Here is a 14768-nt window from a genome sequence, read left to right on the forward strand (position 1 = left end):
CACTGGCATCAGCGCCACAAATCAGTATGTTGCGGCCCGAAACCGTTTCGGCCTCGGGATACCAACGCCCGGATCGGGCCCGGACCTGAACGACAGGAAACATTCCTTTGAGAGTCATCGCCAGTTCTATTCGCAAGGGCAACGTCCTCGAGCAAGATGGGAAGCTTTACGTTGTCCTGTCTGCCGAAAACATCCATCCCGGCAAGGGCACCCCGGTCAGTCAGATCGAAATGCGCCGAATCAGCGACGGCGTGAAGATCTCGGAGCGCTACAAGACCACTGACCAGGTCGAAAAGGTCACCATCGAAGAGCGCAACTACAGCTTCCTCTACGAGGATGGCGAAGGTTTCCACTTCATGGAGCCGGAATCCTACGATCAGGTCCAGGTCGCCAAAGACGTCGTCGGCTCGGCCGCGCCTTACCTGCAGGAAGGCATGGTGGTGAAGCTGTCGATGCACGACACCACTGCCGTCGCGATTACGCTGCCCCAGCGCGCCACGCTCGAAGTGGTCGAGACCGAGCCGGTGACCAAGGGCCAGACCGCATCGTCGTCCTACAAGCCGGCGGTGCTGTCGAACGGCGTTCGCACCGCCGTCCCGCCGCACATCGGCACCGGCACCCGCATCGTGGTGCTGACCGAAGACGGCTCCTACGTCGAGCGCGCCAAGGACTGATCGGGCTTCGTCCCGACTGATTGCGACCAAAGCCCGCCGCGCTCCGGCGGGCTTTTTCATGAGCTTGGCACACGGACGATCAGCGCCGCGGCGGCGGCTGCTCCGGGACGAACACGCTGACGGCTTTCTGCAGCAGTTCGAACCGCGCCGGCGTGAAGGTCACCAATTCGCCGTCGGCGTTGACCGGACGCGGCTTGCGCGTGCGGATTTCGAACGACGTGCCGCGCGCGGCGCGCACTTCGCGCCATAGACCGTGACGGCCCTTGCGGAAATCGTAAGCCACCGCCAGCAACTTCCACACCTGCGCGAATTCGAGCGAATACAGATCGAACTGCCCGTCGTCGATCTCGGCGGTGTGCTCGACCGCCATGCCGCCGCCGTAGTAGCGCCCATTGCCGACCGCGACCTGCATCGTCTTGACCCGGACCTCGTCGTCGGGAGAGACGATCACCGCGTGAAACGGCCGTGCCCTGCTCAGCACCTTCGCCGCGGTCAGCGCGTAACTGAAGCGGCCGAACCGACGCTTGCTTTCGCCGCTAAGCTCGCGCGCCAGGTCGGCGCTGAGTCCGACGCTGGCGACGTTGAAGAACTTGTGGCCGTTGACCGCGCCGAGATCGATCGTCTGGCGGTGGCCGGCGACGATCACGTCCGCCGCAGCTTCCATATCGGTCGGCAAACCAAGCGTCCGTGCCAGATCGTTGGCGGTGCCGGCCGGGATGATGCCGAGCGGCAGTTTGGTCTTCACCAACGCCGGCGCGGCGGCGTTCAGCGAACCGTCGCCGCCCGCGATCACCACGGCCTCTGCGCCCTCGGCATGGGCTTCGATCCAGGTAGCGACTTCGTGCGGACTGCTCGGTGCCGACACCATCAAATCGAACCCGGCGGCACTGAGCCGCGAGCCAGCAAGCCCAACGGCCCGACCACCGGATCGGCTGCCACGGTTGATCACCATCAGCAGCCGTCGCACCGCCCCCGGCTGCACACAACGACGATCGGTTGGGACAGCATCACCGGGCGGCAGCTCTTCCGGCTCAGAGGCGACATCGAATTCCTGGTCCACCTGCGATCCTCGATAGAGCCGGTCAGAGCTTCGCGCGCGCATGCGTCTGCGAAGGGGTGATGGTGACGCCAATTGGGTGACCGACTTCATTGGTACAAGGGCACAGGCAGAGACATCATGTCGCTGCCGCCCCAGGGAACCATTTGCGGTTCCGGTCCGGAGCATGCCCGCGTCGCGCGGCGGCTTTGGGAGAGGCCGGCAATGCCGTAGACTGCCGACCATGTCCAACCGCGATTCCCACGCTTCCCTCACCCGCCGCCGCCTGCTGCAAATCGGACTCGGCGCATCGGCGATGCTGCCGGCCGTCGCGGCGATCGCAGCGCCGGCGGGCTTTGACGAATGGCGCGACGCGTTCCGGAGCAAGGCGATTGCCAAAGGCATCTCGCCGCGCACTTGGGATCGGGTCATGGGCCCGGTCGAGCCCGACATGAGCGTGTTCGCGAAGCTGAAGAAGCAGCCTGAGTTCAAAGAGCAGCTCTGGCAGTACATCAACCGCCGGGTCTCGGACTGGCGGATCACCGCGGGACGCGAGGCACTGCGCAAGAACGAAGCGCTGTTCGCGCGGATCGAGCGCGATTTCGGCGTCGAGCGCGGCACGCTGCTCGCCTTGTGGGGCGTCGAGAGTGCCTATGGCGATCCGCTGGTGCAGCAGAATCATATGCGCCCCGTGTTTCCGTCGCTCGCCGCCTTGGCCTGGCGCGAGCCGCGGCGGCGGACCTATTGGGAAACCGAGCTGATCAACGCGCTGCGGATCGTCGACAGGGGCTGGTCGACGCCTGAGGAGATGCGGGGCTCCTGGGCCGGGGCGATGGGCCACAGCCAGTGGATGCCGGAAGTGTGGCTGAACGTCGGCATCGACTATGACGGCGACGGACGCGTGTCGCCGTTCGGCCGGCCGGACGATGCGCTCGGCTCGACCGCGAAGTACCTGGTCAGGCGCGGCAAGTATCACCGCGGCGAGCATTGGGGCTACGAGGTCGAAGGCCCCGGCGGCGCGGTCAGCGGTCGCCGCAGTTACTTGGAGTGGTCGCGCTCCGGCGTCTCCCGCGCCGACGGCCAGCCATTTCCCGATCCCTCGGCCAGCGCGACGATGTGGGTGCCGGTCGACGGCGGCCCGAAATTCCTGCTCGGTCCGAATTTCTACGCCGTCAAGAGCTACAATCCGTCGATGAACTACGCCCTCGCGATCTGCCACCTCGGCGATCGCATTCTCGGCGGCGGACCGTTCGTGCACCCCTTCCCCGGCTCCGAGCGTGCATTGACGCTCGCCGAAGTGCAGGAGATGCAGACGAGGCTGACACGCGCCGGGTTCGACACCGGCGGCACCGACGGCCGGGTCGGCAACGACACCATGAAAGCGATCCGCGACTTTCAGCTCAAGGCTGGCCTGCTCCCGGCCGACGGCTACGGCGGGCTGAAAGTGCTGGCACGGCTGCGTCAGGGCAGATAGAGGCCGCGGACCGTTCGATGCGACATCACTGGACGTGGCACCGGATCAGGGCGCTGGCGCACGAGGAGTGGCGCGAGCTCGTCACCTTCAATCCGAGTGACCGGCCGTGGCAGATGCCGTTCTCGGCCGCGCTCGCCGCCGGAGTGCCGATGCTGATCGGCGCTTACTTCGATCACCTCGACTACGGCCTGATCTCCTCGCTCGGCGGCATGGCATTTCTGTATTTGCCGCGCACGCCGCTGCATCACCGCATGGTCTCGATGATGGCGGCGGGATTCGGCTATGCCGCTTGCTACACGCTCGGGCTGGTCGTGCATCTGCTGCCCTGGCTGCTGGTGCCGGCGATCACCTTCACGGCGGTCTTGGTGACGATGCTGTGCCGGTTCTATCGGGTCGGGCCGCCCGGCAGCATGTTCTTCGTGATGGCAGCGGCGATCGCCGCCTATACGCCGGGCGATCTGATGCAGGTGCCGCTCAAGGCGGGGCTGTTCGTACTCGGCAGCCTGCTCGCAACCCTGATCGCGATGGTCTACTCGGTGGTCGTGCTGAGGATCCGCGATCCGCTGCCGGTGCCGCCGCTGGCGACCGACGATTTCGAACACGTCGTGCTCGACGCCGTCGTGATCGGCGTGTTCGTCGGCTTCGCGCTGGCGCTGGCTCAGGCGCTGCAGCTCGAACGCCCATATTGGGTGCCGGTGAGCTGCCTCGCGGTGATCCAAGGGCTGTCGGTGCGCGCGATCTGGAATCGGCATCTGCACCGGCTGCTCGGCACCGCGATCGGGCTCGGCGTCGCCGCCATCCTGCTGGCGCTGCCGCTGGAGAAATGGAGCATTGCGTTCGCGGTGATCGCGCTCAGCTTCATCATCGAAACCGCGGTGATCCGGCACTACGGCTTTGCCGTGATCTTCATCACCCCGCTCACCATCTTCCTCGCCGACGCCGCCACGCTCGGCCAGGAGCCGGCGCACCAAATCATCGCGGCGCGGTTCATAGACACCGTGATCGGCTGCGTGGTCGGCCTGATCGGCGGCGTCTGCCTGCACAATGCTGCGTTCCGCAAGGCAGCGGCCGGCTTGATCCGCCGGCTGATCCCGGCCTATCTGATCCCTGCCAAGCACGACCGAGGCGATTGACCGAAAGTCAGGGTTTTGCCCCGGCCAAGCTGTGGAATAATACCCTTCCGCCCTCTCTTCAGGATGTATCGCCGGATTGAGCCATGACCGACGTGCGCCCGCAGGCCGAAACCTTCCAAGCTCCGCTGGACGAAATCGTCTGGAACACAACTTTTCGCCGCGGCTTCGCCGAAGCCCGCTCGGGCCGCACCCCGCGCTACGACGATGAAGTGATGTTCCAGGACGGCCTCGCCTGGGTCTACGAGTGGGGCCGCCAGTTCGCCATCCTGGCGCCGCCGGATCTGCCGCTGGTACTGCCCGAAGAAGGCGCTCTGAACCCGAAAGCCGTCGAGCTGTTTCGGGAGCTGGTGATGCAGGGCGAAATCTGCACCTGAAGATCTTTGCCTTGAAGTCGATCCGGGACGCGAACTGGCGCGTCCCGGATCATCGTCCGTTCGTTATGCGGCGCGCACAGTATCCAGGAAGCGGCTGACCTCGCCCTTCAACCGCGTGCTGTCCTTGGCCAGCGACTGCGCCGACGACAGAACCTGCGCCGACGCCGAACCGGTTTCGGTCGCGCCGCGCTGGACGTCGATCACGTTCGAGGAGACCTGCTGCGTGCCCAGTGCAGCCTGCTGCACGTTGCGCGAGATCTCCTGCGTCGCCGCGCCCTGCTCTTCGACCGCCGCGGCGATCGTCGACGCGATCTCTGACAATTGCTCGATCGTGCCGGTGATCTGCTTGATGGCCGTCACCGAGTCGTTGGTCGCAACCTGGATTCCGGAGATCTGCTGGCTGATTTCGCCGGTCGCCTTGGCGGTCTGCTCGGCGAGAGCCTTCACCTCGGACGCAACCACCGCGAAGCCTCGTCCCGCCTCACCGGCGCGCGCAGCCTCGATCGTCGCGTTGAGCGCGAGCAGATTAGTCTGACCGGCGATGGTGTTGATCAGCTCGATGATGTCGCCGATCCGGGTCGCCGCCTTCGACAGCTCGCTGACGCGGTCGTCGGTGCTGCGCGCCTGATTGACCGCATCCAGGGCGATGCGCGCGGATTCCTGCACTTGGCGGCTGATCTCACTGATCGAAGAGCTGAGCTCTTCGGTCGCCGAAGCGACCGACTGGACGTTGGTGGACGCTTCTTCCGAGGCAGCCGCAACCGTCGAGCTGAGATGCTGGGCACGGTCGGCGGACTGCGTCAGCGTGCTCGCCGACGCTTCCAGCTCGGTCGAGGCGGACGACACCGTGTTGACGATCTCGCCGACTGCGGCCTCGAAGCCGTTCGCCATCTTCATCATCTCGGAGCGACGCTGCTCGGCCTGACGACGCTCCGCCTCCTGCTGCTCGGCTTCGAGCTGCCGCACGCGGATGGCATTGTCCTTGAAGACCTGGACGGCCGCCGCCATCTTGCCGATCTCGTCCCGGCGCTCGGCATGCGGCACGTCGACCGTCAAATCGTTCTGCGCAAGCCGTCCCATGGCTGCCGTCATGTCGACAATGCCTCGGGTCACCGCACGGCCGAGGAACAACAGGCCGGCGACGATGATCACGATCATCACCACGGCGCTGACGATAATCGCCGTGTATGATGACGACAGCGCCGTCGCTGCAGCCTCGGCGCGCACCGACAGCAGCGAAGCTTCGGTATCGACCAACTCGCGAACCAGCATGCGAATGCTGTCCATCGCCTTCTTACCCGCCCCCGACGCTTCGAGTCCCCTGGCTTCGCTCACGGTTTGCGGGTTCTTCATCAGTGCGATTTCTCGCTCAGCGACATTGCCGCGCCATTCGGCACCGGCGGCGGCGATCTGATCGAGCCGCGCCTGCTGCGCCGGATTGTCCGAAGTCAGCCGCTTCGTCTCCGCCAATGACGTGCGAAATGCCTTGTCCGAAGCACGATAGGGCTCGAGGAATTTGTCTTCACCGCTGATCAGGAAGCCGCGAACACCGGTTTCGCCGTCGACCATCGACGCGACGATCGACTTGGCCTGGTCCATCACCTGATAGGTATGGGTCGTCATGTCGTTGTTTTGCGCGAGGACGGCCAGGTTGCGCACGATCAGTCCGTTGGCCGCTAGCGACACCACAGCGATCAGAAAAAAGATACCTGCCAGCTTGTAGGAGGTCCTCAGATTGAGCAGAGAAGACAGCATCGTCGTTGTTCTTTCCTTCTGGAGCGATTTGGCAAAACGTCTCTGACGACGCGGCCAATAGATGGCGGATCAGCAACCGCCCAGCTGCCGACACATCGAGAGCAAGAAGAACGATTAGTTGATCGACTCACGAGCGAGCCGTGTCCACACCCGCCGAACACCAACGCGCGAGGCTTTCATCGCCATGCCGCACTCAAGTTCCGCCCGCACACCGAACAATTAGTAAACGCGTGGGAATTACTTGCCAGATCGAGACATTTTCAATTTTGCATTGCGCAGATCGCCACTACACAACCACGTAGTAACGTCACGATCCCCGTAGAAATACGAGGCCGGATATCGCCCCTCTCAACCAGGGATCGACGCCGACAAAATCTACACCATCGAAGCGTGCTCTTCCGGATGCGAACAGGCCGGCGATTCGGTGTAGCCGCACCGAACGAATCACCAACAGCGTTGATGCAGATTGATCGCGAAACGGAATTAGTTGGCAGAGCGACCGCTGGATTAGCGAATCATCGTCGGTCCGGCGTCGGGCAGCGCGACGTCGATGACGCGGAGCTGGACGCGTTCAGCACCCTGCCAGCGGTCGATGCTGAGGCTGCCGGCGACGTGCAGTGTCTGGCCGCGATTCTCGGTCAGCGCGTTGCCCAGCTTCTGACCGACGCTGCGAAACGCGATGCCGTTGACGGTCGCACCGTCGCCGGACTTGAAGCGCAGACGCAGGTGCGCCTGCCCGACTTCGTCGGCATAGACGAGCTGGTGCGCCGGCAACGCGACGACCGGCTCCGGAGTGCCGGCGCCGAACGGCCCTGCCCGATTCAACGTCGCGGCGAGCGCGGTCGTCACGCCGCGCGCCGACACAGCGCCGTCGATATACAGCTCGTTGACGTGGCGCGACTTGGCGACGTCCGCCGCGAGCGTCGTCTCCAGCCAGGCGCGGAATTCGGCAAGCCGCTCCTTGCGCAGTGTCACGCCCGCCGCCATGGCATGGCCGCCGCCCTTCAGCAGCAAGCCGTCGTGTACGGCTTGGCGCACCGCCTTGCCGAGATCGACACCGGAGATCGATCGGCCGGAGCCGGTCCCGATGCCACCGGGCTCCAGCGCGATCGCGAAGGACGGCCGGCCGAACTTCTCCTTCAGGCGCGAGGCGACCAAGCCGACCACGCCGGGGTGCCAACCTTCCGATGCGGTGACGATTACCGCACCCTTATCCTCGAGGCCGAGAGACGCCATCGCCTCGGCTTCGGCCTGGGCCTCGGCCTTCTGCTCGATCTCCCGGCGCTCGCTGTTGAGGCGGTCGAGTTCAGCGGCGATGCGAGCGGCTTCGGAGACGTCGGATTCGAGCAGCAGCCGAACGCCGAGATCGGCGCGGCCGATCCGGCCGCCGGCGTTGATGCGCGGGCCGAGCATGAAGCCGAGATGCCAAGCCTCCGGCGGGCCGCCCAGCCTCGCCACGTCCATCAGCGCGGTGTGGCCGACATGGTCGCGCCGACGCATCGCGACCAGGCCCTTGGCGACGAAGGCGCGGTTCAGCCCGATCAGTGGCGCCACGTCGGCGACCGTGCCGAGCGCGACGTGATGCAGCATGTCCAGAAGGTTCGGCTCTGGCCGCTCAGTGGTCCAGAATCCGCGGTGCCGCAGCTCGCGATTGACCGCGACCAGCGTCATCAGCACCAACCCGACCGCGGCGAGATGGCCGAGCCCCGACAGATCGTCGGGCCGGTTCGGATTGATCAGGGCCTCGACCTCGGGCAGCTCGTCGCCGCATTGGTGATGATCGATTACCACCACGCCCATGCCGAGCCGCCGCGCCTCGGCGAGCGGCTCCAGGCTGGTGGTGCCGCAATCGACAGTGATCAGCAGCGTCGCGCCTTTGCCCGCGAGCATGCGAATTGCATCGATGTTCGGGCCATAGCCTTCGAAGATGCGGTCGGGAATGTGGATCAGCGGGTCGAGCCCGCAGTGGCGCAAGTGCCACGCCAGCAGCGCCGACGAGGTGGCGCCATCGACATCGTAATCGCCGAAGATCGCCACCTGCTCGCCGCGCGCGGCGGCGTCCGCAATCCGGTTGGCGCCCGCTTCCATCTGGGTCAGCGACGCCGGATCGGGCATCAGCTTGCGGATCGTCGGGTCGAGGAAATCCTCGACCTGATCGATCTCCACACCCCGCCCTGCCAAAACCCGCGCCAGCATCTCGGGCAATTGATAACGCTGCACCATCGCCTGTGCCTTGGCGGTGGCGCGCACATCGAGCCGATCCCGCCACGCCTTACCGGTGGCGGAGCGGGTCACGCCGAGAAACGCCGGCACGGTTTCGGGCGGCAATGCGGATACGGGAGGCGTCATGGTCAGCGCAGATAAGCACGAAGTGCGGGACGCGCAAACCGGAGCAGTAAATGCTCCACGCCTCATGCACTGGGTCGTCATTCTGAGGCGCTCGCCCTCGGGCGCGAGCTCGATGGATCCGGCGACAAGCGCAAGCAGCCCATCCTTCAAGGCCGCGCTACGCGCGGCGCCTCAGGATGACGCCCAAAACATGGAAAGGAACGAGATCAGCACCCAAGACGGTCGGCGACGCCGGCCAGATCGTCCGCCACGATGGTCCAATCGCCAGTGGCTTCGAAGTCGATCGTCTGCAGCGGGCCATATTCGGTGGGACGCGGAATGAATGCGGTCTTCAGGCCCAGGGCCTGCGCGGCCTGAAGATCGTAATTGTGCGCGGCGACCAGCATCACTTCACCCGGCTGCAGATTGAGCAGCTTTGCCGCGCCGAGATAATTCTCCGGATCCGGCTTGTAGTGCCGGAAGATGTCGCTGCCGAGAACCAGATCCCACGGCAGACCGGCATTCTTCGCCATCCGGGTCAATAGGCCGACATTGCCGTTCGACAGCGGGGCCAGGATGTACTTGGTCTTCATCCGCTCCAGGGCCGCGACGACCCCCGGCCATGGCTTCAGCCGATGCCAGCCGGTGACCATGTAATCGAGATCGTCCTCGGTCAGCCCCGTGATGCCGAACCCGCCGACCAGTTGCTTCAGCGATAGCCGGTGCAATTCATCGAGGGTGAGAAAATCGGCCTGCGGATTGTTGCGTACGGCATCCATTGACGGCACGTAAGCCTGCCGCCATGCGTCGATCAATCCGGCCCAGTCGCCTTCAAGGCCACGGTTAGCTGCGTAGGCCGAGAGATCGTCGATCAGGCTGGTCCGCCAATCGACCACGGTGCCGAACACGTCGAACAGCAGGGCTTTGACATCGATCGGCTCGGTGACCGGCATGGCATTCATCCCTCGTTGTTTTCTGTCATTGCGAGCGAAGCGAAGCAATCCAGTGTCACGAGCTCCGTCTGGACTGCTTCGTCGCTTCGCTCCTCGCAATGACGTTGTTGGGCTGGCTACAGTATCTTCCGATACTGCATGAAGCCGGAATCCTCGGCAATGCGGTCGTAAAGCAGACGCGCGGTGGCGTTGCTGGTCTGGGTCAGCCAATGCACGCGGCTGCAGCCGTCGGCTTTGGCGCGCGCGTACACCGCCTCGATCAGCTTGCGGCCAAGGCCGAGCCCGCGGGCGGTGTCGTCGACGAACAAATCCTGCAGATAGCAGTAATCACCGGCCGTCCAGCACGACCGATGATAGATGAACTGCACGATGCCGGTGAGCTTACCGTCCACATAGGCGCCGAGCAGATGCATCGGCTCGGCGGGATCGTGAAACCGCGCCCAGGTGACGTCGGAGGTGCCGGGCGCGAGGGTCGCTTTGTAGAACTCCAGATAGCCGCCCCACAGCGGCTCCCACGCGGCCCGTTCGTCGGGGCCGACGGGACGAATCTCGACGGCCATCCGACGATCTCCTTAGTCCAGGTGGAACTTTTCGAACTGGCGGTGATCCGCCTTGATGTAGCGCACCGTGCCGGTGACCGAACGCATCACCACGGTCTCGGTCTGGATTACATGCTTGCGGAACTTGACACCGGACAGCAGCGAGCCGTCGGTCACGCCGGTCGCGGCGAACAGGCAGTCGCCCTTCACCATATCCTCGATCTGGTAGACGAAATTCGGATCCTCGATGCCCATCGACTCGGCGCGGTTGCGCTTGGAGTGGGTGTCGAGCAGCAGCCGACATTGCATCTGGCCACCGATGCAGCGCAGCGCCGCCGCGGCCAGCACGCCTTCCGGCGCGCCGCCGGTGCCCATGTAGATGTCGACGCCGGTGTTGTCCGGATCGGCGCAGTGGATCACGCCGGCCACGTCACCATCGGTGATGAGCTGGACGCCCGCGCCGGTGGCGCGGATCTTGGCGATCAGCTCGGCATGGCGGGGCCGGTCGAGCACCAGCACGGTGATGTCGTGCACCGGAACGTCCTTGGCATTTGCCAGCCGGCGGATGTTGTCTTCCGGCGGTGCGTCGATGTCGATCACGCCCTTGTCGTATCCCGGGCCGATCGCGATCTTCTGCATGTAGACGTCGGGCGCGTGCAGCAGCGTGCCGCCTTCGGCCATCGCCATGGTGGCGATCGAGCCCGGCATGTTCTTGGCGCAGAGCGTGGTGCCTTCGAGCGGATCGACCGCGATATCGACCTTCGGGCCGGTGTCGACGCCGGCGCCGACCTTCTCACCGATGAACAGCATCGGCGCTTCGTCCCGCTCGCCCTCGCCGATTACGATGGTGCCTTCGATCGGCATCTTGTTGAGTTCGCGGCGCATCGCGTCCACCGCGGCCTGGTCGGCGCCCTTCTCGTTGCCGTGGCCGCGCAGCCGCGCCGCAGAGACTGCGGCGCGCTCGGTCACGCGCACGATCTCCAGCGTCAGGATGCGCTCCAGCAACAATTGCGGCGGAACGGAAATGGTGGTCGACATCGGCCCAGCTCCTCAAAACAGCGCCCCCGCGCTTGCGGCGGGGGCTGTACGAATGGTCGAACTCAGTTCTTTTCGATCCGGATCACCTGTGGCCGGCCGCTGATCACCTTATCGCGCTGCACTGCCTGCAGCGCGCGGCGCACCGCGTCTTCGGCGGTGGCGTAAGTGATCAGGATCACCGGCACCGGGACCGACGATTTGGCCGCCTTGCCGTTGGCATCGACACTGCGGTGCGGATGCCGCTGCACGATCGACTCGATCGAGATGTCCTGCTCGGCGAGCCGTTTGGCGATGGTGGCGGCGGTACCGGCATGATCGCGCGCCAGCAACCGCAGGTAGTAGCCGCCCTCGTGACGCTGCATCGGCGCCTTCGCGGTCGCCTTCAGCCCCGCCACCGGCCGGCCGAACGGCACCGCACGAATGCCGCGCGCGACGTCGGCGATATCGGCCACCACCGCGGACGCAGTGGCAGCAGCGCCGGCGCCGGCACCGACCAAAGTGATCGGCGGAATGCCGTCGCCATCGATCGATACCGCGTTGGTCACGCCCATCACCTGAGCGATCGACGACGTCTTCGGCACCATGGTCGGGTGCACGCGCTGCTCGATTCCCTTGGCGGTGCGGACTGCCACGCCGAGCAGCTTGACCCGGTAGCCGAGATCATCGGCCGCACGCAGATCCTGCGGGGTGATCGAGCGGATGCCCTCGACGTAGACCGAGCTCTCCGACACCTTGGTGCCGAACGCGAGACTAGCCAGGATCGCGAGTTTCTGCGCGGTGTCATGGCCGTCGATATCGAAGGTCGGATCGGCTTCGGCGTAGCCGAGCCGCTGCGCATCGGCGAGGCAGTCATCGAACGACAGCCCCTCCTGCTCCATCCGGGTCAGGATGTAATTACAGGTGCCGTTGAGAATGCCGTAGATGCGATCGATGTCGGTGCCGGCGAGGCCTTCGCGCAGCGTCTTGATCACCGGGATCGCGGCGCCGACCGCAGCTTCGTAGTTCAGCGCGGCACCGTGCTTCTCGGCGAGCGCGGCGAGCTTGAGGCCGTGCTTGGCGATCAGCGCCTTGTTGGCGGTGACCACGGCCTTGCCGGCAGCGAGCGCCGCCTCGATCGCAGGGCCGGCCGGCTCGCCGGCGCCGCCGATCAGTTCGACGAAGCAGTCGACCTCGGGATCGGTGGCGATCGCCAGCGGGCTCTTGGCCCACTTGATGCCGGAGAGGTCGAGCCCGCGCTTCTTCGCCTTGGAGCGCGCGGTCACAGCGACCACGCGCACGGGACGGCCGCAGCGAGCGGACAAGGTCCGCTCCTGCCGTTCGATGACGCGGACCACTTCGGCACCCACGGTGCCGAGACCCGCAATACCCACTCTGAGTGGCGCGACCATGACGCGCAAACCTGCTGCCGGAACCGGCGTTTCTCGGGAAAGAACCCGGAGGCCGGCGGGCGACCTCCAATGACGGCCTATCGCTGAACGGCGAGAGGCACGACGTTGTGCAACGTTTCGACGCCGCTTTCAAGGAAGCGCCGGACGCCGCGCGCCGCCTGGCGGATGCGCTGCTCGTTTTCCACCATCGCGATGCGGACGTAGCCCTCGCCGTGCTCGCCGAACGCGACGCCGGGCGACACCACGACGCCGGATTTTTCCACCATCAGGGTGGCGAACTGCATGCTGCCGAGTTCGCGGAACGCCGGCGGCAGCGGCGCCCAGGCGAACATCGAGGCCGACGGCGGCGGGATTTCCCAGCCGGCGCGGCCGAAGCTCTCCACCAGCGCGTCGCGGCGCTTCTTGTAGGTCTCGCGCATTTCCTTGATGCAGTCGTCGGGGCCGTTCAGCGCGGCGGTGGCGGCCACCTGCACCGGGGTGAAGGCGCCGTAGTCGAGATACGACTTTACCCGCGCCAGCGCCGCGATGATGCGCTCGTTGCCGACCGCAAAGCCCATCCGCCAGCCGGCCATCGAGAACGTCTTCGACATCGAGGTGAACTCGACGGTGACGTCCATCGCACCCGGAACCTGCAGCACCGATGGCGGCGGGTTGTTGTCGTCGAAATAGACCTCGGCGTAGGCCAGATCCGACAGGATCATGATCTCGTGCTTCTTCGCGAACGCCACCAGATCCTTGTAGAAGTCGAGGCTGGCCACATAGGCGGTCGGGTTCGACGGATAGCAGGCGATCAGCGCGATCGGCTTGGGGATCGAATGGATGATCGCCCGCTCGGCGGCGGCGAAGAAATCCGGGGTCGGCTCGGACGGCACCGAACGGATCACGCCGCCGGCCATGAGGAAACCGAAAGCATGGATCGGATAGCTCGGGTTGGGGCAGAGCACGACGTCGCCGGGCGCGGTGATCGCCTGGGCGACGTTCGCGAAACCTTCCTTGGAGCCGAGCGTGGCGACCACCTGGGTGTCGGGGTTCAGCTTCACGCCGAACCGACGCTCGTAATAGCCGGCCTGGGCCTTGCGCAGGCCAGTGATGCCGCGCGACGCCGAATAGCGGTCGGTGCGTGGCTTGCCGAGGGTGTCCTTGAGCTTCTCGAGCACATGCGGCGGCGCCGGCAGGTCCGGATTGCCCATGCCCATGTCGATGATGTCGGCCCCGGCGTTGCGCGCGGCGGCCTTGGCCCGGTTGACCTGCTCAAACACGTAAGGCGGCAAACGGCGGATGCGGTAAAATTCTTCCATGGTCCTCGACTCCGGGTAACGGTGGGATCGTTACCGCGTTCTTGATCGGAGGGGAATCCGATAAACGTGCAGCAACGCCCTGATTCGTTCGAATTTACGGCTGTTTGCGGCGAAGCTGACATGCAGCCTGCGCGCGGTCGTCACCTGCCCCGGCGGCGGGTGGTCAATGGCGGCGTCGGTCCGGCTACTTCGACGCCGCCGTTCTGGCGGCCGCGGTAGCTGCCGGCGGCGCCGCGCTGGCATTTGCATTTGCCTGGCGCTCGCGCGCGGCGATCAATTCCTGTTCGATCTTGTTACGCTCGGCCGGGGCCAGCACCGCCTCGTCGCGATTGGCCGGAAGGTCGTTCACGGCCGGGAAGGCGTCGGCTTCCTTCGCCTTGGCAGGGGCGTCGCTGCTGCCGAGCAAGGGCATATCCGACAGCGAAACCGAGCAGCCGCCGAGAGCGCAGCCGGCCACGACCAGCCCGGCCGCCACAGCAGCCCGCGAGCCAAGTCGCATCCATCCACCTCTGCCTGCCACTTGCTTCACCCTGCTCGCCTTCACGCGGCCTCGCCTCTCGACCGTCGCCGCCCGCAACAATCGTCGCACTCGCGGATTAAACCCTATCTTATTTCGCCTCGAACCGGCCAGCACCGAACCGCGACATTAACCGACCCGACCGCCTCACTGGGATGTCAATGTGGCTAAATCAAGCGCAATTTGTCGCACTGCAGCACATCGAAATCAGCGGCGTCTACCGAACTATGCCATCATCCGGTGGCCGCGACGACAAATCTC

At 65.4% G+C, this 14768-nt stretch carries 13 protein-coding genes; 4 read left to right on the plus strand and 9 right to left on the minus strand.

Going from position 1 to position 14768, the window contains the following annotated elements; all coding sequences use genetic code 11:
• Positions 1-107: 107 nt before the first annotated feature.
• Positions 108-674 carry an elongation factor P gene (gene efp, locus M9H71_RS07735; protein ID WP_110787796.1) on the plus strand — a complete coding sequence of 189 codons (567 nt, stop codon included), beginning with the start codon at positions 108-110 and terminating at the stop codon, positions 672-674.
• A 79-nt stretch (positions 675-753) separates the two neighbouring features.
• Here efp and M9H71_RS07740 read toward each other — a convergent pair whose 3' ends face one another.
• Positions 754-1695, minus strand: a complete 942-nt coding sequence (locus tag M9H71_RS07740; protein WP_455404580.1) for a lipid kinase — start codon at positions 1693-1695, stop codon at positions 754-756.
• 259 nt (positions 1696-1954) lie between these two features.
• Between M9H71_RS07740 and M9H71_RS07745 the strand changes: the two genes are divergently transcribed.
• The 3 genes from M9H71_RS07745 (at position 1955) to M9H71_RS07755 (ending at position 4691) form a co-directional block, all read left to right on the plus strand.
• Positions 1955-3184 carry a lytic murein transglycosylase gene (locus M9H71_RS07745; protein ID WP_455404470.1) on the plus strand — a complete coding sequence of 410 codons (1230 nt, stop codon included), beginning with the start codon at positions 1955-1957 and terminating at the stop codon, positions 3182-3184.
• Between the two features lie 17 nt (positions 3185-3201).
• Complete coding sequence (locus tag M9H71_RS07750) at positions 3202-4317, plus strand: FUSC family protein (RefSeq protein ID WP_455404471.1); 1116 nt, start codon at positions 3202-3204, stop codon at positions 4315-4317.
• Positions 4318-4400: 83 nt separating this feature from the next.
• Positions 4401-4691, plus strand: coding sequence for a hypothetical protein (locus M9H71_RS07755; RefSeq protein ID WP_013502705.1), 291 nt, complete (start codon positions 4401-4403; stop codon positions 4689-4691).
• A gap of 63 nt (positions 4692-4754) precedes the next feature.
• Here M9H71_RS07755 and M9H71_RS07760 read toward each other — a convergent pair whose 3' ends face one another.
• The 8 genes from M9H71_RS07760 to M9H71_RS07795 all read right to left on the minus strand — a co-directional run bounded on the left by M9H71_RS07760 (position 4755) and on the right by M9H71_RS07795 (position 14465).
• Positions 4755-6446, minus strand: a complete 1692-nt coding sequence (locus M9H71_RS07760) for a methyl-accepting chemotaxis protein (protein WP_455404472.1) — start codon at positions 6444-6446, stop codon at positions 4755-4757.
• Between the two features lie 507 nt (positions 6447-6953).
• Entirely contained in the window at positions 6954-8795 is a 1842-nt protein-coding gene (gene recJ, locus M9H71_RS07765) for a single-stranded-DNA-specific exonuclease RecJ (protein ID WP_455404473.1), read from the minus strand.
• A 206-nt stretch (positions 8796-9001) separates the two neighbouring features.
• On the minus strand, positions 9002-9727 hold the full coding sequence (locus tag M9H71_RS07770; RefSeq protein ID WP_455404474.1) for a haloacid dehalogenase type II: 726 nt from the start codon (positions 9725-9727) through the stop codon (positions 9002-9004).
• 116 nt (positions 9728-9843) lie between these two features.
• Complete coding sequence (locus tag M9H71_RS07775; RefSeq protein ID WP_455404475.1) at positions 9844-10287, minus strand: N-acetyltransferase family protein; 444 nt, start codon at positions 10285-10287, stop codon at positions 9844-9846.
• 12 nt (positions 10288-10299) lie between these two features.
• A complete protein-coding gene (gene glpX / locus M9H71_RS07780) occupies positions 10300-11304 on the minus strand; it encodes a class II fructose-bisphosphatase (protein ID WP_455404476.1) in 1005 nt (334 codons plus the stop codon).
• A 62-nt stretch (positions 11305-11366) separates the two neighbouring features.
• Positions 11367-12692, minus strand: a complete 1326-nt coding sequence (locus M9H71_RS07785) for a homoserine dehydrogenase (RefSeq protein WP_455404477.1) — start codon at positions 12690-12692, stop codon at positions 11367-11369.
• Between the two features lie 77 nt (positions 12693-12769).
• Positions 12770-13990 carry an LL-diaminopimelate aminotransferase gene (locus M9H71_RS07790; protein WP_455404478.1) on the minus strand — a complete coding sequence of 407 codons (1221 nt, stop codon included), beginning with the start codon at positions 13988-13990 and terminating at the stop codon, positions 12770-12772.
• 184 nt (positions 13991-14174) lie between these two features.
• Positions 14175-14465 carry a hypothetical protein gene (locus M9H71_RS07795; protein WP_455404479.1) on the minus strand — a complete coding sequence of 97 codons (291 nt, stop codon included), beginning with the start codon at positions 14463-14465 and terminating at the stop codon, positions 14175-14177.
• Between the last annotated feature and the right edge of the window lie 303 nt (positions 14466-14768).

The sequence above is a fragment of the Rhodopseudomonas parapalustris genome, from assembly GCF_053772255.1.